Annotated in this window: 20 protein-coding genes; all 20 read right to left on the bottom strand. The window is 41.3% G+C overall.

All coding sequences use genetic code 11. The features are described 5' to 3' along the window. Positions 1-101: 101 nt before the first annotated feature. Complete coding sequence (locus ACTHRG_RS19785) at positions 102-647, bottom strand: ReoY family proteolytic degradation factor (protein WP_048008181.1); 546 nt, start codon at positions 645-647, stop codon at positions 102-104. 73 nt (positions 648-720) lie between these two features. Then, positions 721-1,983 (bottom strand): tetratricopeptide repeat protein, encoded by a 1,263-nt coding sequence (locus ACTHRG_RS19780; protein WP_440231849.1) that lies wholly within the window; start codon positions 1,981-1,983, stop codon positions 721-723. 19 nt (positions 1,984-2,002) lie between these two features. Continuing rightward, on the bottom strand, positions 2,003-2,908 hold the full coding sequence (locus ACTHRG_RS19775) for a hypothetical protein (protein WP_440231848.1): 906 nt from the start codon (positions 2,906-2,908) through the stop codon (positions 2,003-2,005). A gap of 117 nt (positions 2,909-3,025) precedes the next feature. Beyond that, the gene (gene aroA / locus ACTHRG_RS19770) at positions 3,026-4,318 is read right to left on the bottom strand and encodes a 3-phosphoshikimate 1-carboxyvinyltransferase (RefSeq protein WP_440231847.1); all 1,293 of its coding nucleotides are present in this window, start codon (positions 4,316-4,318) and stop codon (positions 3,026-3,028) included. A 35-nt stretch (positions 4,319-4,353) separates the two neighbouring features. Next, positions 4,354-5,460: a prephenate dehydrogenase gene (locus tag ACTHRG_RS19765; RefSeq protein WP_440231846.1), complete on the bottom strand. Its 1,107-nt coding sequence runs from the start codon at positions 5,458-5,460 to the stop codon at positions 4,354-4,356. A gap of 96 nt (positions 5,461-5,556) precedes the next feature. Beyond that, a complete protein-coding gene (gene hisC, locus ACTHRG_RS19760) occupies positions 5,557-6,657 on the bottom strand; it encodes a histidinol-phosphate transaminase (RefSeq protein ID WP_440231845.1) in 1,101 nt (366 codons plus the stop codon). Positions 6,658-6,744: 87 nt separating this feature from the next. Further along, positions 6,745-7,119, bottom strand: a complete 375-nt coding sequence (aroH, locus tag ACTHRG_RS19755; protein WP_440231844.1) for a chorismate mutase — start codon at positions 7,117-7,119, stop codon at positions 6,745-6,747. Positions 7,120-7,330: 211 nt separating this feature from the next. Then, complete coding sequence (aroB, locus tag ACTHRG_RS19750) at positions 7,331-8,407, bottom strand: 3-dehydroquinate synthase (protein WP_440231843.1); 1,077 nt, start codon at positions 8,405-8,407, stop codon at positions 7,331-7,333. After that, positions 8,407-9,579 (bottom strand): chorismate synthase, encoded by a 1,173-nt coding sequence (gene aroC, locus ACTHRG_RS19745; protein ID WP_076260476.1) that lies wholly within the window; start codon positions 9,577-9,579, stop codon positions 8,407-8,409. Before aroC ends, aroB begins: the two co-directional genes overlap by 1 nt. A 201-nt stretch (positions 9,580-9,780) precedes the next feature. Further along, positions 9,781-10,554 carry a CheR family methyltransferase gene (locus tag ACTHRG_RS19740; protein WP_440231842.1) on the bottom strand — a complete coding sequence of 258 codons (774 nt, stop codon included), beginning with the start codon at positions 10,552-10,554 and terminating at the stop codon, positions 9,781-9,783. Positions 10,555-10,671: 117 nt separating this feature from the next. Continuing rightward, positions 10,672-11,118: a nucleoside-diphosphate kinase gene (gene ndk, locus ACTHRG_RS19735; RefSeq protein ID WP_440231841.1), complete on the bottom strand. Its 447-nt coding sequence runs from the start codon at positions 11,116-11,118 to the stop codon at positions 10,672-10,674. Between the two features lie 166 nt (positions 11,119-11,284). Further along, positions 11,285-12,247 (bottom strand): heptaprenyl diphosphate synthase component II, encoded by a 963-nt coding sequence (gene hepT, locus ACTHRG_RS19730; RefSeq protein WP_440231840.1) that lies wholly within the window; start codon positions 12,245-12,247, stop codon positions 11,285-11,287. 80 nt (positions 12,248-12,327) lie between these two features. Beyond that, positions 12,328-13,029 (bottom strand): demethylmenaquinone methyltransferase, encoded by a 702-nt coding sequence (menG, locus tag ACTHRG_RS19725; protein ID WP_440231839.1) that lies wholly within the window; start codon positions 13,027-13,029, stop codon positions 12,328-12,330. Between the two features lie 3 nt (positions 13,030-13,032). Beyond that, entirely contained in the window at positions 13,033-13,842 is an 810-nt protein-coding gene (locus tag ACTHRG_RS19720) for a heptaprenyl diphosphate synthase component 1 (protein ID WP_440231838.1), read from the bottom strand. Between the two features lie 280 nt (positions 13,843-14,122). Then, entirely contained in the window at positions 14,123-14,359 is a 237-nt protein-coding gene (gene mtrB / locus ACTHRG_RS19715; protein ID WP_048008168.1) for a trp RNA-binding attenuation protein MtrB, read from the bottom strand. A 120-nt stretch (positions 14,360-14,479) separates the two neighbouring features. Beyond that, a complete protein-coding gene (gene folE, locus ACTHRG_RS19710; protein WP_035330138.1) occupies positions 14,480-15,046 on the bottom strand; it encodes a GTP cyclohydrolase I FolE in 567 nt (188 codons plus the stop codon). A gap of 222 nt (positions 15,047-15,268) precedes the next feature. Then, entirely contained in the window at positions 15,269-15,541 is a 273-nt protein-coding gene (gene hbs / locus ACTHRG_RS19705; protein ID WP_009332755.1) for a non-specific DNA-binding protein Hbs, read from the bottom strand. A 695-nt stretch (positions 15,542-16,236) separates the two neighbouring features. Continuing rightward, the gene (spoIVA, locus tag ACTHRG_RS19700) at positions 16,237-17,715 is read right to left on the bottom strand and encodes a stage IV sporulation protein A (protein WP_076260466.1); all 1,479 of its coding nucleotides are present in this window, start codon (positions 17,713-17,715) and stop codon (positions 16,237-16,239) included. Between the two features lie 350 nt (positions 17,716-18,065). Further along, positions 18,066-18,779 carry a hypothetical protein gene (locus tag ACTHRG_RS19695; protein WP_440231837.1) on the bottom strand — a complete coding sequence of 238 codons (714 nt, stop codon included), beginning with the start codon at positions 18,777-18,779 and terminating at the stop codon, positions 18,066-18,068. A 25-nt stretch (positions 18,780-18,804) separates the two neighbouring features. Next, positions 18,805-19,008, bottom strand: coding sequence for a DUF2768 domain-containing protein (locus tag ACTHRG_RS19690; RefSeq protein ID WP_035330135.1), 204 nt, complete (start codon positions 19,006-19,008; stop codon positions 18,805-18,807). Positions 19,009-19,170 lie beyond the last annotated feature (162 nt).

The following is a 19,170-nucleotide window of genomic DNA, read 5'->3' as shown; positions in this document are numbered from 1 at the left end:
TAATGGTTCGCATATCCCAACGCCCATAGCGGACTTTCACCGCCAAGTTAATGAACATGCCTGGCACACAAATAAAAGCCCTGCTTATATAAAAGCAAGGCTTAAGTAGTTTCTAATCTATTCAGCTGCTGAGTCAAAACGTTAAAAGCTTTTTTATCCTGTTTATCCAATGCTTCATCAATGAGTTCAAGGAGTTTCTCTCTTCTGAACTTTTCCAGGCTTTCTGTCAGGAACCTTTCGGCGATCAGCCGATCCTTTTCGTTTATCTGAAGTGTCTTTGGCATAAAGGGATTTTCCTCCATGACCGCTGCATACTGATGGGCCTTATTTGAAGCATGGAAATTAAGCTGGATATAAATCTCTTCATCCCTGTTTAAGCGGATATCATGGAAGGACTTCTCCGCATCTGTGGTCATTACATTCTCTTTGTAAAAGCGAAAAGGAACTTCATCCACACAATGGGTCGACATGATCAGGCCCCTTGGGCAATACTGTGCCTGCTCCACAAAATGCACCTTTTCCATAAGCTGGTCATGACTCATTAAATAATTGAGAATCCAAACACATTCTCTTCTTTTGAGCTGATAATGGTTTAAAAACCAGCGGATAAAATCTTTCTTCTCGTTGACAGATACAGGGGTCGCCATTTTTGATTCCCTCCTCTGCTTACAGACAAATTTGGTCTTACTGAAACTGCATTAAGGATAGACACTGCCTTTTTTAATCAAGAAAATTATCCGTGAGTCGCTGCAGAACATCCTGATATTCCTCATTGCCAGGCTCCAGTTTGGTTAATGTATTAAAAATTTCGGCAGCCTCTTCCCTTTTTCCTTCCTCTGCTAAAAAATATCCGTAATCTGAAAGAAAATCCGGCTGCTGTTTAAAGAAAGTATATGCAAGCTGATATTTGTTTAATGCCTCTGAATATTCCTCTATATGCTGAAGGGCAACGGCTGAATCCCATATAAGCTGGGGCTCTTCAAGCTCGTTCAGCATTTCAGTGATTTCGATTACATCTTCATATCTTTCCTGCTGGAGGAGAAGTTTATTTAAAAGAATGGCTGCCTGGACATATTCGGGATCCAGTGCAAGAGCCTGCCTGAACATATCTTCGGATTCTTTTTCATTGCCATTTTTCAAGGCAAGCTTCCCTCCATAGAAGAATAATTCTTTGTTAAATTCGTCCTGTTTCAACCCTTCCTTGACTGCTTCCAGGCCGCTCGCGGCTTCTTCCTCCCGCTCGTATGCCTGAGCAAGGTATAAATACAGTGAATGATACTCGGGATCCAGCTCCTTCAGTTCAGTCAATTTTTCAATGGCTGTCCGGTTAAAGCCGGCTTGAAGCGCTGTAAAAGCATAACTGAAAAGGGTATTAATCTCCAGTTTGTCATCAAGCGCTTTTTCGTAATATGGGAGGGCTTCTTCAAATGCTCCGCCTGCACTGAGAATATCCGCCAATCTCTGATTTACATTTATGCCTGCAATGATTTCCTCTTTCCTGAGAACATTTTCATAAATCCGCTTTGCTTCCAGGAACCGTCCCTGCTCTGCATAAAGTTCACCCAGGGCAAAATCTACAATTATCTCATCAGGCAATATTTCTTTTGCTTTCAGGAGCTTTTGTTCGCTGACCTCAAATAGACCATCCATCTGATAAAGGTCTGCTAATAAGAGAAGAGACTGCGGAAAGCTCGGATCATGTTCATTTATTCTTTCAAGGACAAGGATGGCTTCCTCTTCATTTCCAAGATCAATATGTGTTTCAGCCAACAGAACGAGCAGTTCTCCTTCTTCCGGATATGCTTCCAGAAGCCGTTCAAATAAGGCTTTTGATTCCTCAAGGAACCCGTACTGGAACAGTTCTTCTGCCAGCAGGAACCTTTCTTCATGGGAACCATCCAGCAGTATTTGCTGATAGCTCTCCAACGCTTCTTCATGATGACCGTTTTCTAAAAGAGTAATGATTTTATTTACTTTATCCATACTAAATTCCTTTCGAATGCTAATCGGCTATTTTAAAACAAGCTGGTGTGCTGATTTTAACATGCTCTCCGGAACCTGAACGAAAAATCACTTCTTGTCCGGCTCTAATCACTTTTCCCTTCAGTACAGTGACAGCAAGTTTATCTCTATGATAATGAAACAGCTGTGATTCTTCAACGGTAAGACCTTCTTCAGGTTTTTCAAATAAATTATAACTGATTTCCCCGCCCTGATGAATATTCCCTTTTAAAGGGTAAATCCCTGCTTTGGACAGAACTGACCTGGATAAAGGCTCGTGCTCCATCAGTTCATTCGGCACCGAAGGTATTTTCTCTTCCTGCATCAGTTTTGCCCATAATGTATTTATTCTGCTTTTCTCCTTTTCATTCCTGCCTGCAAAGATAGGTGCAAGCGGACAATTATAAGGAAACATTGCTTCACGCAGCCATCCCCATGGAACTTGTTCAAGCTCCTTTGCATCCTGTATTTCAACAAAAACAATAGGAACTCTTTCTCTCTTGCATTTTCTCATAAAAGAAGGGGTAAGGAGACGGACAGGAATTTTCACACCAATAATATAATCAATCGGGCTGCTTAATAAACTTGCCTTAAAGCTTTTAAGATCACTCTTCAAAGAATATTCATGCTTTACAGGCACGGCTGTCAGGAAGGCTGTACATCCTTTTAATATGAACTCCCGGATGTAATACTCTTTGAGTTCTGAGAAAGGCATTTCCAGCGGGATAGATGTGTCCAGAACCACATATCCTGCAGACATAATAAATGCACCCGCATCCATTCTTGTAAACTGAAACCTTTTCATTTCAGCCTGCATCAGTGAAATCTCATTATTTTTTATCAGCATAGATGTTGTTAACAGCTTGTCTTCCTTTAGCAGATTTGCATTCTCAATAATATATGTCATAAAACCACCCTCTTAAACGGTCTTATGACAAGCTATGAAATTTTAAGATAAATATGACTGCTTTAACAGAAAAAAGAGCTGCAGAAACAGCTCTTTTTTCTATGAAGGTATTGTATTTCAATCAGAAATAAGGCTATCTAAATGATCAAAAAACGACGGATAGGATACAGAGATCGCTTCTTTCTGCTGAAGGTGAACTTCGCCTTTTGAGATGGCAGCAGCTATTGCCAGCATCATGCCGATGCGATGGTCTCCATGACTTGAGACAGTTCCACCTGAAAGAGATGATGTCCCCCTGATTACCATTCCATCTTCTGTAGCAGTAATCACGGCTCCAAGCACCGAAAGTTCATTGACAACCGTATCAATGCGATTCGTTTCCTTCACCTTAAGTTCCTCCGCATCCTTAATTACTGTTTCTCCCTCTGCTTGTGTTGCGAGCAGGGCAATAATTGGAATTTCATCGATAAGCCGGGGAATGAGCGCCCCTTCGATAACTGTTCCTCTAAGTTTAGATGTTCTGATGGTAATATCCCCTGCAGGCTCAGCTGATCCATTTTCATACGGCTCAATGCTGAAATCTGCACCCATTTGCTGCAGCACTTCAAGGATGCCGGTTCTTGTAGGATTCAGTCCAACGTTTTTTAATGTAATTTCACTATTAGGCACAATGGCTCCTGCAGCCAGAAAGAAGGCAGCAGATGATATGTCACCGGGAACATGAATTTCTGTCCCTGTCAGTGTTTGGCCTCCCTTAATCCGAATGGTTTGCCCACCCGCTTCAACTTCCCCGCCAAATTGTGTGATCATTCTTTCAGTATGATCACGTGTCTTCACAGGTTCAATAATGACTGTTTCGCCGCTTGCCTGCAGGCCGGCAAAGAGCAGTGCTGATTTAACCTGTGCACTCGCGACAGGAAGCTCATATGTTACTCCGGACAAGGGGCCGCCAATGACTGATAAGGGGGTGAATTCTCCATTCTTCCTGCCATGAATCCTTGCACCAAATAAACTTAGTGGCGCGGTCACTCTTGTCATCGGCCTTTTTGCAATGGATTCATCTCCGACAAGGACTGAATGGAACGGACGGCCAGCCAGAATCCCCATCATAAGGCGTATCGTCGTACCTGAATTCCCAACATCCAGAATACCAGCCGGTTCCTGTAATCCATCCATTCCCTGACCCATAATTGTAACTTTATTGCCTTCCTGCTCAATAGTTACTCCGAGCTTGCGGAAGCAGGCTATCGTACTAAGGCAGTCCTCTCCGGGCAGAAAATTAGTGACAGCAGTCTTCCCCTTTGCAATAGACCCAAACATGACAGATCGATGTGATATGGATTTATCACCGGGTACCGCTATTTCTCCGCTTAAACCTTTGACATTTGACTTCAATTTTGCCGGTAACATCTATCATCACCCTTTGCTGGATTAATAAATTCGCTCTATAGACCGATGGTTGTTTCATAGCTTGTATACTGTTCCAGGCAATTGATTGCCCGATCCCTGTCCTCTTCCGTTTGAAAGCTTATAACCAGAACTCCATAAATTTCTTCCCTTGTCTCCAGGATTCGGATATTCGTAATGCTGATTTCTTCCTTGGCCAAATATCCAGTGATTTCTGAAATAACACCAGGGTAATCCGGTACATCCACGAACAGATCATAAAATGCCGGAATTGCGCCTTTTTCTTTTTGCGGCAGCTCATCCCTGAACATCTTTGCATGGGAAAAATATTCAAATATGCCCTCGCTGTTTTCCTGTCTGAGGATTGATTTTACTATCTCCATTTCTCCCTGCCAATCCTCCATTAACTTAAGCAGCACTTCTTTATTCTGAAGAAGAATATCCCTCCACATAGCAGGGCTGCTGGAGGCAATCCTGGTAATATCCCTGAAACCTCCAGCTGCCAGTCGTGGAATCAGCTTGTGCGAACGGCTTGTCTTTTCTGCCTGATGGACCAGGGAAGCAGCTATCATATGCGGAAAATGGCTGACGATCCCGGTTATATAATCATGTTCATCGGGAGCTATGGTAAGAAATTTCGCTTTTGTTCCTGAGAGCCATTCCTTTAACCTTTCAACCTCTGACAGAGCAATATGCTCTTCAGGAGTGAGCAGATAAAAGGCATTCTCAAAAAGCAAATCTTTTGCTGCAGTGACACCGCTCTTATGAGAGCCAGCCATTGGATGCCCTCCGATAAATGTAATTCCTTTTTCCTTTAGTACCTTTGCGCAGCTGACAATTTCTTTTTTCGTGCTGCCCGCATCCGAAATGATGACGCTATTTTTCAATTCACACTCTTTTAAAATATGTATAATTTTTTGAGTCTCTTGTACAGGTGCAGCTATTAAAATTAAATCTGCGTCCCTTGCCCCATCCTCAATAGTAGCAGAAATTTCATCTGCGACCCCCAGCATTTCGGCAAGGCGCCCCTGCTCTTTATTTACATCAAAGCCAATGATCATGCTTTCACTATGATTTCTTTTTATTGACAGGGCCAAAGAACCTCCGATCAAACCAAGGCCAATAATAAAGATTTTCCCTCTCATCCTCTCACCGCCTTTATTAAAAATAATTCAGAGGCACACTTATGCCTCTGAATGGATATCAAAAAAGTATTTTTCCCCTGCTAACCAAAAAATTACTTACAATGCTGCAGCCTGCTTGGCAAGATATTGATCCATAGCAGCAAGCACACCATCATTCTGTTCCTTAGAACCTACCGTGACACGGACATAGCCCTGGAAGCCAAGTGCCTTGCCGGACCGGACGATATACCCTTTTTGAAGCAAAAATTGAAATACTTCATCTGAATCGGCATTAAAGTTCATTAAAATAAAATTCCCCTGTGAAGGGTAATAACCCAGTCCGTGCTCTTCACAGAAAGCATAGAATTGTTCCAGCCCTTCGCGATTTTTCTGTTTGCACTCTTCAATGAAATTCTGATCCCCTATGGCTGCAGCAGCGGCAGCCTGAGCAAACTTATTAACATTAAACGGCTCTCTTACCGGTTCCAGAGCTCTGATAGTTTGAGGATCCGCAATTCCATAGCCTACCCGCAGGCTTGCTAATCCATATATTTTAGAGAACGTTCGCAGGACAATCAAATTTTTAAAATTCCCGATTAAATCCAATGAATTGCAGTAATCCTCTGCTGTAACATATTCATAATAAGCTTCATCAAGGACAACCAATATATCTTGAGGCACCTTTTTCAGAAATGAAAGCAATGCAGACTCATTAATATAGTTCCCTGTCGGATTGTTTGGACTGCACACCCAAACTACAGCAGTTTTTTCATCGATGGCAGCCAGCATTCCATCAAGGTCATGCTCACCTTCAACCAGTGGAATTTCCCTGATTTCCGCACCTTCTACCACAGCATTATGCCTATATTGCGGAAATGTTGGCGCCGCCATAACAGTATTGGTTTCCGGACTTAATAAAGCTCTGGAAATCATTTGAATAATTTCATCCGAACCATTGCCAAAAATCAGCTGGTCTTCCTGTATGCTTAAGTGCCCAGCCAAAACCGACCGCAGCTCAGAAGCATAACCATCGGGATACAGGGCAAAAAATGATGGCGACTGATTCATCGTAAAAAGAACTTTTTCAGAGCATCCAAAAGGATTCTCATTTGAAGCAAGCTTAACTATTTGATTCAGTCCATATTCCTTTTTTACTTGATCAATTGATTTTCCCGGCTGGTAAGGAGTTAAATTCAACAGCTGTTCCTTCCATTTCATTCAAATCCACCTCTTTTTTTATCGCTTTCACTAATTATCGTATTAAAGCGTTGTTGATCTGCTCCTATATTATCACAAAACTCTCCATTAAGAAGAGTTCCTGGTATTTAGATCTGGCCGAAGCTTGATGGCTCCACGCAAATAAATATGGCGGATATTCTGCTGAGGTGCATCTGTATTCACATGCATCATTACCCGGATACAATTAGGGAGTGATCCTTCAACAGGAATTTCTTTCATGCACATGACAGGAACATATGTCCAGCCTTCTATTGAACGCATTGCCTTTGCGGGAAAGGCTGCTGTTAATTCTTCCGTAACGGATATAAAGACAGAAGCTACATCTTCAGATAAAATCTTATTCTCCTGAATCATTTGCCTGATCAGCAGCTCAGTCGCTTCTAATATCTCAGCTTCACAATTCTTACCTACGGTGACGGCTCCCCTCACCCCTCGAATCACTTGCAGCACCTCCCATTGCTGTTTTGTCAGCCTTTTTATCGCAGTCTAACGGGCAGTAAGACCCGAAGAACAAAGACTAAAAACGCCACATCCTGTGGCAACGTCTTTGTGACCCACTTCCTGTGGGCCTCAACTAACAATCAGCGGGGGGATAAAGCCCCCCCACTGATTGAAGTTTCACTTTATCTCTTAGTCATATAGTCAAGCCTATTTATTTTGTAAAAAGATCAAGCTCCCGCAAAATCAGGTCATCAGAAACCTGATATATGACAGGCTTACCCACTTCCTCTAAAAGGACAAAGCGGACATTCTGGCCTTCTGATTTTTTATCCTGCTTCATCCGCTCAAGCAGTTTTGAATGTGATAAATCTTCAGGGAGATCTGTTTTGTAGCCAAGCTTATCAAGCCAGCGCTTGAATTCGTTAACATCAAAGCAAAGATTCAGCAGTGTTTTACTTAATTGAAGTGCGAATAGCATACCTACTGCAACAGATTCGCCATGTGTCCATTCCCCATAGCCTTTCTCCGCTTCAATTGCATGGCCCAGGGTATGGCCGAAATTCAAAAATGCCCGAACCCCGGCTTCCTTTTCATCCTCTGCAACGATCCTGCCTTTAATCTCTATTCCCTTTGTGAGCATCTTGCTTAATTCATCAGAGGGAAGGCTCTCAAGGGTAAGGATGTTGTTTTTAAGGTTCAAATAAAAGTTTCTATCATCTATAAGGCTATGCTTTATGACTTCTGCAAACCCTGAGCGCAGCTCTTTTTGAGGCAGGGAATCAAGAAACGCAAGGTCATAAAATACTGCCTGGGGCTGGTAAAAAGACCCTACCATATTTTTTCCTGAAGGATGGTTGATGGCAACTTTTCCTCCCACAGCGCTATCATGTGCCAGGATGGTAGTTGGAATCTGAATGAAGGGTATTCCCCTCATAAATGTGGCTGCCACAAAACCTGCCAAATCTCCGACAGCTCCCCCGCCAAATGCCAGGATCAGAGATTTTCGGTCAAGTTTTTGTTCCAGAGCAAATGATAAACACTGGTAGTATACTTCAAAGGTTTTGGCTTTCTCGCCGCTTGGCACTGTACAGACTTTTGGCTCCAGCCCCTTAAGTGCCGCTTCCAGCTCTGGCAGGTGTAAGTCCCTAACTGTTTCATCGGTAATGATCATTACATTCGTCAAGGCTGGAAAAGTATCTTTAATATATGATCCCAATCCTTCAATTGCTCCGGTCCCTATATAAACCGGATAGGCTTTATCGGGTGTTTTGATTAAAATCCTTTTCATTAAAACTCCCTCGCAAATTGCCTTTGCTGTTCAACAGACGCTTTTAATGTCTCAAACCGGTCAGAATAGAACTGGTCTACAATGGCTGAAGCCAGTTCCCAGGCAATCACATTTTCTGCAACGACTGCAGCTGCCGGCACTGCACAGCTGTCAGAACGCTCTATGCTTGCTGAGAAAGGTTCCTTTGTTTCAATATCGACACTCTGCAGCGGTTTATAGAGAGTCGGTATTGGCTTCATTACTCCTCTGATGACGATTGGCATTCCCGTTGACATGCCCCCTTCTAAGCCGCCAAGACGGTTCGTTTTCCGATAATAGCCCTTATCCGGATCCCATGCGATTTCATCATGAACTTCACTTCCAGGCTTCCTTGCAGCCTCGAAACCTATGCCAAACTCCACACCTTTAAAAGCATTAATGCTCACCATTGCACCTGCAAGCTTTGAATCAAGCTTTCGGTCATAGTGTACATAACTTCCAACTCCCGGCGGCATTCCTTCAACAATAACCTCCACTACTCCGCCAATGGAATCGCCATTTTCCTTAGCGGAATCAATCGCAGCCATCATTTTTTGGGCGGCAGCCTGATCCAGACAGCGAACAGGCGATTCTTCTGTAATTTTCTTTAACTCCTTAAGTGAAGAATAATCTCTTTGGCCTGAAACAACACCGCCAATTTCAATAACATGTGCTGCAACCTCAATCCCCAGCTGAGAAAGCAGTTTTTTTGCAGCTGCACCGGCAGCCACTCTTACTGTGGTTTCTCTGGCTGAAGAACGCTCCAAAACATTTCTCATATCCCTGTGTCCATATTTTAGTGCTCCATTTAAGTCAGCATGGCCTGGGCGAGGACGGGAAATTTTTCTTTTCACTTCTGCCTCATCCTCAGTATTAAGAGGATCCTGGCCCATAATTTTTGTCCAGTGCTTCCAATCATTATTCTCAACAACGAGTGCTACCGGGGATCCCAGTGTGTATCCATGTCTGATCCCCGCTGTTATTTGAACAGTATCTTTTTCAATTTGCATCCTTCTGCCTCTGCCATAACCTTTCTGGCGTCTGGCAAGCTCTTCGTTTATATCTGAATCTACGAGCGGCATTCCTGCTGGCAGTCCCTCTATTATAGTAGTCAGCTGCGGTCCGTGAGATTCACCAGATGTAAGATATCTCAAAACTCTTTCCCCCTTCAACTCATTAAAGGATTATGTATCAATATAACATAATGATAAATATAAGAATAGATAAAATTGAAAATTCCTATAATATTTTATTTCTTCTTATGAATGGAGCCATTTTAACACGAATAGTTATTTACTACCAAACTAAAAAACAAAAGAAAAAGAGGATGACCAAATAATCATCCTCCTTGTTTATTATTCTTTTCTATAAAAGAAAGTTTCAGCAGATGCCAGTTGATAGCGGCCTGAGTTAAAAATCTGTTCAGTGCTTCCAACAAAGAATATCCCATCTTTTCTTAATGCACCGCTGAATTTATGATAAAGCTGATCCTTTGCTTCCTCTGTAAAATATATTAGAACGTTCCTGCATACGATAAGATCATACGGACCGCCAAAATCATCTGAAAGGAGATTTTGCTTTTTAAAGGTTACTGTCCTTTTTATATCCTCGGATATTTTATAGAAACTTCCTTCGCGCTGAAAAAACTTTTGTTTCATCATGTCAGGAACTTCATTTAGCGAACGCTCAGGGTAAATACCCATCCGTGCCCTTGCCAGGGCATTTTCATCAATATCAGTTGCAGTTATCCTGATTTCGGACATTGGCAGCATTTTTGATAAAATCATGGCAATTGTATAAGGTTCTTCACCAGTGGAACAGGCTGCACTCCAGATTTTCAGATTCCTATTTTGATCTAATAGTCCGGGCAGAATATTTTTTTCGAGCACCTCCCACCTTTGTGCATTCCGGTAAAATTCGGAAACATTTATTGTCATCCTGTCCAAAAAGTCATTCAGCAGTTCTCTATTATTGACTATCGCGCTAAAAAAACTTCCAAATGATTGAAAGCCTTTTTTCTCATACAGGGATATGAGCCTTCTCTTCATTTGAGCTTCTTTGTACAGAGAAAGATCAATTCCTGTTTTTCTTTTTATATTTTGAATAAATTCCTGATAATCGTCTGCCATTCTATTTCCCCTCTGATATTATCGGTGAGTTTTTTTTTATCGTTATATCCATCCAGCTGAAATAATGAATTCGGTTACAAAAAAAGCACTTGTCATGGACAAGTACTTTTAAATAAATTAGTTAATCCAGTCATTCATTAATTTTTTGTATTCCACTTTCTCTTCTTCTTTGAAGAAAAGGCCAATTTCACGTTCTGCACTTACAGGTGAATCGGATCCATGGATTACATTTTTTCCAACTGTAATGCCGAAATCTCCTCGGATAGTTCCTGGAGCAGCATCTTTAGGATTTGTTGAACCCATCATCAGACGAGCTGTTGCGATAACATTTTCACCTTCCCACACCATTGCGAAAACTGGTCCGGATGTAATAAAGTCAACAAGCTCTCCAAAGAATGGACGCTCTTTATGCTCTCCATAATGCTCTTCCGCAAGTTCCTGGCTAATGCTCATTAGCTTGCCGCCTACTAGCTGAAAGCCTTTCTTTTCGAAACGGGAAACGATTTCCCCGATTAAATTGCGCTGTACACCGTCTGGTTTAACCATTAAAAAAGTTCTTTCCATTGAATTCCACTCCTAAAACTTATGTATAGTTATAATGTTAATCCACGAAAATATTAACATTGTTTTGAAAATTTAGCAACAGAAATTTGAAAGCGCTTTTAATTTTAACTTCCCAAAAACAGAAATTGCCGGCACCCGGTAGAGTGCTGGCAATAGATACAGTAAATTAAAATTTTCTTTTGCCTATAAATTTTGCAATATCCCGTAAAGCTTTCTTAGACCTGGAATGAGGCAGCTCTTCGAGTACCCCTAAAGCTTTCTGCAGATATTTATCACTAATTTGAAGAGACTTTTCAATTGCACCGGAGTCTTTGACCAAGGCAATTATGTTCTCTATATCACTTCTTTCAGTTCCTTCGTGGACTCTCCTGATTTGTTCGGAGATTCTATGATCCTCCATTGCAAATAAAGCAGGAATGGTAATGTTTCCCTGATGGAGATCTCCTCCTGCCGGCTTGCCAAGTTCTTTTTCTGTACCGACAAAATCCAGGACATCGTCGATGATCTGATAGGACATTCCCACATAATAGCCGAATTTAAAAAGTTTTCTATGTATATCTTCCTCTACATTAGCCGCAATTCCTCCAAGCTGACAGCTCACAGCAATCAGCATGGCTGTTTTCCTTTTAATTCTCCGGAAATATGTCCTGATATTCTGGTCATAGTTATACTTATCTTTAATTTGCTCTATTTCGCCTATACACAGCTCCACAAGTGTATGAGAGAGAATTTTATGGGCATGCGGATTTTCCACATTTGTAATTAATTCCAGTGCACGCGCAAAAATATAATCACCGGTATACATGGCAATTTTATTATCCCATTTTGCTTTGATGGTAGGCTGTCCCCTGCGCAGTTCTGCATCATCAATAACATCATCATGGACAAGCGACGCCATATGGATAAGCTCCAGTGATACAGCTACGTTTTTAATTTTATCAATATCGTATTCTCCGAACTTCGCAGCCAGCAAAACGAAAACTGGGCGGATTCTTTTCCCCCCGGCCTGCAGCAGATGCAGGGAAGCCTGATGCAATAGGGGAGACTCAGCTTTAATCGTCTCCTCCAGCTCGTTTTCTATAACATTTAAATCTGAATTTAAAAATGAATACATCATTTTCAATTTCATTGATTACTCACCCAGCTTATCGATCCCGTCTGATCTATTCTCTATCTTCCATGAGAAACATACAGAACAAGTTATTATTTTTATTTCGTTCCAATGTGTACGGCAGCCACTCCGCCGCTATAAGGCTTGAATGTAACGTTATTAAAGCCTGCTTTCTCGAACATTCCTGCAAGTTCTTTCATCCCGGGAAAGTCTCTCGCAGATTCCTGCAGCCAGGAATATTCATTAAAACTTTTGGCAAAAAGCTTTCCGAACATAGGCATAATAAAGCGGAAGTAGAAATAATATGCCTGCTTGTATCCGAACATTGTTGGCTGAGAAGTCTCCAGACAAACTGCTAACCCCCCCGGCTTTACAACACGGTGCATTTCTTTTAACACCTGCAGGTAATCCGGAACGTTGCGCAGACCAAAACCGATTGTAACATAATCGAAGGAATTGTCAGCGAAAGGAAGCTCCATTGCATTACCATGGACAAGCTCAACTTGCTTCAGTTTCCGCTCCTTGATTTTTTCCTCACCGATTTTCAGCATATTTTTGCTGAAATCCAAGCCTGTCACTTTACCGCTTTCACCTACGGCTTCAGCGAGCGCAATGGACCAATCGGCTGTACCGCAGCATACATCAAGCGCTTTTGCACCTTTTTGAACATTCATCTTTTTCATTGTATCTTTGCGCCATCTTAAATGCTGCTGAAAGCTGATAACCGAATTCATTTTATCGTAGTTGCCATAAATCTTTTCAAATACGCTATGAACACGTTCTTCTTTTGATTGCTGCATATTTTATCCTTCTTCCACAAAAGTTTTAGCCACAGACTGATTATTATTGAAAATGCAGTGAATACGCTGCTCTAATAATTCATTTGCCATAGGAAATTTAAGCAGTGATTGATCGACAATATTCCTTGAAAAATCAATATACCTGTCGCAAATGAGAATTAAATATTTCCGCTGCTCAGCAGACATCTCTTTCACTTTTGGGAAAGTCAGCTTTTTAAGCGCTTCAAAAACAATTGAGGTGCCTTCCTTCATGAACTGCTGCTTCTCCATAATCAGGCGCTTAATGAATAAAAGATTGGATATTACGTCTTTCCATGCTGTTTTGCTGAATGCATCAGCCAGCTTTTCAAAAAGTGAAGCCTCTACTTTCCTGACTGAACTCATCAGAGTGTCGACCGCTTCAGGAGATTTCTGATATAGAGAAATTTTATGCTCATTTACATCTTTGATCCCATCTGCGAAGACCCTGATCATGTTGATATCATCAAAAGCTGCGAGAATCTTGTAATATAATCCGCTGTAATAAACACCAGCAAGGACAGTAAGCTGTCTATGTTTAAGACCTTTGTCTTCAGATTCATCGTTCTTAACAAGTTCGTGGGTATCAAGGGCGATTTGGATAAGCATTGCAGTTACTGCATATTTTTCTGCTTTTGATTCAGGTATCTGCACATCATCAAGTAAAGAGATAAAAAGCAGAAGCTTGTCTTCATCAATAACAGGTGAATCAATATACCTGAGCAGATAAGGGTGGTTAACTTTTTTTTCAATCTGTTCTTTCACATCTGCTAATTTAATCTTCACATCATGCATGCCATCACCCTTGTTTCCCCTTAATTTTCTTTTCCCAACCGCTATTTCTCCATGTGAATACTGCGACAAAGAGAACGGATACAAAACGCCTTACACATTATTATCTATTTTTAGCCAATTCATGGTTTCCTATTAAATATAAAACGGGCAAAAAAACCTTTTACCCGGTATCTTGTATTCAAGAGAATTAATCAAGCAGAGACAATTATATCATAAATAACAGGAACATGTCAGGACATTATCTTATGAAAATATTCTGCCCTTCAATTCCAGGGGAAAGCTATTTCTTAGCCTCACTTTCAAGTTCTCCATAGCTAGTCATGATCCTGGCATTCCCCCGGATCTTAATCGCAGAAGTATGCTCAGTAAATTGCGCAATCATGACTTCTCCCTGGTCAAGTTTTTCTGAATGGTGGAATCTTGTATCGGATCCTCTTGTTAACCCTATTACATTAACACCGTCTTCTTTTGCTTTAATTACAATATAATCGTTTCCTGATGGATTCTTCTTTTCCATTCATACCATCCTTTGCTAAATGTTGGTGATTGATAATTATTTACAAAAAAAGGCTAAAAGTTTTATCTTTCAGCCTTTGACCTGTTTATTGCCTAAATTCATTCATAAACAGAGTCCATATTATTGTTTTATCAGTGAGAGGACTTCTGCACGTGCTCTTGCATCCTCTGCAAATACGCCTCTTACTGCTGATGTCACCGTTTTTGAACCGGGCTTTTTAACTCCGCGCATTGTCATGCACATATGCTCTGCTTCCACAACAACCATCACACCATGCGGCTCAAGCTTTTCCAGGATCGAATTTGCTACAGTAGATGTAATGCGTTCCTGAAGCTGAGGACGTTTCGCAACTGCCTCTACAGCTCTGGCAAGTTTGCTTAACCCTGTTACTCTGCCATTCCGCGGGATGTAAGCTACATGGGCAACCCCAAAGAAAGGCACAAGATGATGCTCACACATAGAGTAGAATGGAATATCTTTAACTAAAACAAGCTCTTCATGGTCTTCGCCAAATACTGTTTCAAAGTATTCTTTAGGATCCTGGTTCAGTCCCATAAAAACTTCTTCATACATTTTAGCGACTCGCTTTGGTGTATCAAGAAGTCCTTCCCGATTTGGATCTTCACCGATTGCTTCCAATATTAAACGCACCGCATCTTCGATCTGGGCACGATTTACCTCTGCCATAATTATGCCTCCTATGTATTAACACTGTGGTAATAATATGTTCATATTAGCATAACCCCCTCATTCAGGCAAAACTGAAACTTCTTTCTAAGAGTTCAAATAAAATACCAGGAACAGGGTGAATCCTCTGCTTTTTAAGGGCCAGTAACGCAAAAAAAGAAAAAACCGCGAATATATCGCGGTTTTTAGCTCAAGCATAAGCTTTAAGCACTTGTATGTAGATTATTTAACTGCATCTTTAAGCGCTTTGCCTGGTTTGAAAGCAGGAACTTTGCTTGCAGCGATTTCGATTTCTTCGCCAGTTTGCGGGTTGCGTCCTTTGCGGGCAGCACGTTCGCGAACTTCAAAGTTTCCGAAACCGATTAGTTGTACCTTATCACCATTTTTCAAAGCATCAAGGATTGTATCGAAAACAGCATCAACTGCTTTAGTCGCGTCTTTTTTAGAAAGTTCGCCAGCCTCAGCAACTGCGTTAATTAGTTCTGTTTTGTTCATGCCTTTCACCTCCTCCCAAATATGGATAAAACCCAGTAAAATAAGATTCCTTACATACATTTGTAAACAAAATTACTGAATTCTATACGTTATGGCGTGTTTTTGTTTAACAAGCCTTATATTAAATGATAAATTGAAATTTTTCAATCAAAAAATCATTATAAACCCTTTTAAAATAAGGGTTTGGCCGCCATAACGGTAATTCTGTTAAAAGATTATCACAATCAAATGCTGTTATCAAGAATATTTCATGATTTAATGGGAATCTTTTCTTATCTGCAACATATTTGTAATACGCTGACCTGGTTTTAATACCCTAAGCGTGCGGGTTGAAACATATTTTTTCAAATTGCAAGGTTTTCCATTTCCTTTAAGGTGCTCTGGGTTCGGACTTAGAACACTGGATTTTAGCTTTTTATGTCCGAAGTTGGCGCAGATACTGACTCAGTACACTGGATTTTCCCTTTTTGTGTCCGAAGTTAGCACGGGTTCTGACTCTGTGCACTGGATTTTCCCCTTTTGTGTCCGAAGTTGGCACAGGTTCTGACTCTGAGCACTGGATTTTCCCTTTTCGTTGTCCGAAGCTGGACGCGGTTCTGACTCTGAGCACTGGATTTCCCCATCTTTGTCCGAGGTTGGCACAGATCTCGACTCATTCCGCCGCCAATAAAAAAAGACTCCAAAAGGAGCCTTCATTAAAGGATTATGGCAATTAATCCGCCAGAGCCTTCGTTGATGATTCTTTCTAAAGTCTCTTTGAGTTTATATCTTGCGTTTTCAGGCATTAGGGACAATTTTGCCTGAATTCCTTCTCTTACGATGGAGCTGAGGCTGCGTCCAAAGATGTCGGAGTTCCAGATTGAAAGCGGATCATCTTCAAAGTCCTGCATCAGGTAGCGGACGAGTTCTTCGCTTTGCTTTTCCGTTCCGATGATAGGAGAGAACTCAGATTCCACATCTACTTTTATCATATGAATGGATGGAGCAACAGCCTTAAGCCTTACACCAAAGCGTGATCCATGACGTGTAATTTCCGGTTCATCGAGGCTCATATCAGCCAGTGAAGGAGCAGCAATGCCGTAGCCGGTTTGCTTCACCATTCTCAGTGCATCGGAAATTTGGTCATACTCTGCTTTAGCATGGGCAAATTCCTGCATCAGCTCAAGCAAGTGGTCTTTTCCGCGGATTTCAACACCCACTATCTCTTTAAGGACCTCATCGTAAAGATCGTCCGGCGCATATAAATCAATTTCGGCTACTCCCTGCCCCATTTCAATTCCTGCAAGGCCTGCCCGGTCAATGAATTCAAAGTCGCTGAATTGATGGACCACACGGTCAACATCTCTTAGCCTCTTAATATCCTTAACCGTTTCTTTAACTGCTTCCTGATAGCTTTCACGAAGCCAGTGATCTTCATGCAGCACCATTACCCAGCTTGGAAGATTTACATTCACTTCCAGTACCGGGAACTCGTAAAGAGCTTCACGCATAACATTTAATACATCTGATTCTCTCATGCCCTCTACGCTCATGGCCAGGACAGGGATATCATATTTTTCAGCAAGATCATTTCTGAGGGCATCCGTATTTGGGTGATGAGGCTGGACGCTGTTAATGATCATGATAAACGGCTTGCCAACTTCCTTTAACTCCTCAATAACTCTTTCTTCAGCCTCAATATAGTTTGCCCGCGGTATCTCCCCAATTGTTCCGTCTGTTGTAATTACCACTCCGATTGTAGAATGCTCCTGAATCACCTTTCTTGTTCCTATTTCAGCAGCTTCGTGAAAAGGAATCGGCTCTTCATACCATGGTGTATTGATCATTCTCGGGCCATTTTCGTCTTCATAGCCCTTCGCTCCCGGCACTGTATAACCCACACAGTCCACAAGCCTGATATTTACATCCAGCCCTTCTGCTACATGAACTGTAGCAGCCTGGTTAGGAACAAATTTCGGTTCTGTGGTCATAATTGTCTTGCCGGCAGCACTTTGGGGAAGCTCATCCTGTGTGCGGGCACGTTCTGCTTCGTTTTCCATATTTGGCAGTACAACCAATTCCATGAACTTTTTTATAAATGTAGATTTGCCGGTGCGAACTGCGCCAACTACTCCGAAATATATATCGCCGCCAGTTCTTTCGGCAATATCTTTAAAAATATCAACCTTTTCCAAGTGATCCCCTCCTGAAATCTTGAGTTAATGGGATAATATTATCCTATCTATTATGTTTGGACATTATATGTGTATGATGTTGTCCTACATTGTTATGACAGTTTTTTTCTTTTTTGCCCCCCTATCTAGGAAAGTGCACTGCACCTGTCAGCCCAGCTGGAGAATCTTCAAACCTATAACAGTCTGGAATGGACAGCAGGCCATTCCAAATTTCCTTTTTTATTTACAAACTCACCTGCGCCTTTATTTCTTTGCCTTTATGCTTTTAGTCATTAGTTGAAGAGTGGTTATAAAAATAAATAAAAAATAACCCTTCTCCTACAATATATTTTGCAGGAGAAGGGTTATGACTATTTCACCAAAAAGATTGGATCATTTGTGCCGTGCTCAATTGTATAAGGCAGTGAATAGGCGGGAACAAAATCAGAATCCTCCACAAGAAGATTTCTAATATCCTTTCCAGGTTCAGGTTTGTTCTTCTTATTCTCCAATACCTTATACAAATCAACCCGATAATCTACATATACCTCAGCATTTCCGGTTACGACGTATGGAAGGCTCTGGCCGCTATACGGACTGAGGGCTTTTGGCTCTTCCTTAAATCCTAATTTTTTGAAATCCATTGTATAAACATTTTCAGCAATTTGCTCTTTATATGGCGGGAATCCATGTGCCTTAACCCTCAGGTTAATATCCCTGATTGTTTCCGCAATTCTTAAATCAAAAATTTTCACTTTCGGATCTGTTTCTGCGTCAACAATCACATATTGAAAAACTCCTCCGGATTCAAAAGCATTTCCAGGGGGTTCTGCCATGTATTCCGGAGCAATTTTCTTGAAGTCAATTGGATACTTTTGATAGATAGGCGTTGTCTGGCCCTTGGTTTTTATTGGCAGGAGACCTCCATTTGCTTCCCTATATTGATCCACTGCAGACTGTACAGACTGAATCTGATCCTTATAGGCTATCTGGTTTTGAGATAATTTCTCTTTAGGGTACATACAGCCTGTCAGAATCAAAGCACAGCTTAGTAAAAGCAAAAACAAGTTAATAGCTTTTTTCATGTAATCAACCCTTTATGTAAAAGTGCTAGCTGCTTGTCGGACCGCTGAACACGACAATCACTATAATAATTCCGCTTATTATCATTAAAAAGTAGGCAACGATAGCTGTTATAACCTTAAAAACTCCAGCTTTCAGCTTGTAGCGGCTAAGATAAATCAATATTATGGATAAAAACATGAATCCCATCGAAGCAAGGGATATCCACATTTTCATTAAAGCCGGCGACATACAAATCAACTCCCTTTTCCGAAGTGTATTATACCATATTAAATGGATAAATCTAAAAGCTTTTCATCACGAAAAAATGAAGACAAAAAAAACTGAGGCAAAGAAGGGGCAATTCTTTACCTCAGCCATTTGACTAAATAACCCAGCACCCTGTTCATTACA

Origin of the sequence: Cytobacillus sp. SAFR-174, from assembly GCF_051964675.1 — a bacterium.
Lineage (GTDB): Bacteria > Bacillota > Bacilli > Bacillales > Cytobacillaceae > Cytobacillus.
The sequence above is the reverse complement of the archived record's forward strand: the minus strand, read 5'-3'. Positions and strand labels throughout refer to the sequence as shown.